Source organism: Paludifilum halophilum, assembly GCF_002245355.1.
Taxonomy (GTDB): domain Bacteria; phylum Bacillota; class Bacilli; order Thermoactinomycetales; family DSM-45169; genus Paludifilum; species Paludifilum halophilum.
On sequence record NZ_NOWF01000145.1, the window covers coordinates 1 to 410 of the forward strand.

At 35.1% G+C, this 410-nt stretch carries 1 protein-coding gene; it reads right to left on the reverse strand.

Features of this window, described 5'->3' with window-relative positions; translation table 11 throughout:
* On the reverse strand, window positions 1–410 hold a 410-nt coding region (locus tag CHM34_RS18665), incomplete at both ends, for a PTS transporter subunit EIIC (RefSeq protein WP_169713844.1).

Consider the following 410-nt stretch of genomic DNA (forward strand, 5'->3'; position numbering starts at 1 on the left):
TTATTAAATGGACCGCCCATGTCAATTGCCATCATAGCTCCAATCACAAGACCAAGTAACATAATATTAGAGCCTGACAAACTATTTAAACCATTTAATAACAAATGATTTAACCAAGCTGCTGGCGGATTAAAGACATACACCATTAATAATCCAGTAATTGAAACAGAAAGCAATGGATAGATTAAAGTAGGTTTCAAGCCTTCAATTGCTTGTGGCAATTTACGTGTAATATATTTAATTCCTTGAGTTAAATAACCTGCTAAGAAACCTGCAATAATTCCACCAATAAATCCAGAACCTCCAGAAATAGCTAACATACCACCAACTAAACCAGCTGCAAAACCTGGTTTATCTGCAATACTACGTGCAATGAAACCAGCTAAAATCGGAATAATTAAAGCAAAGGC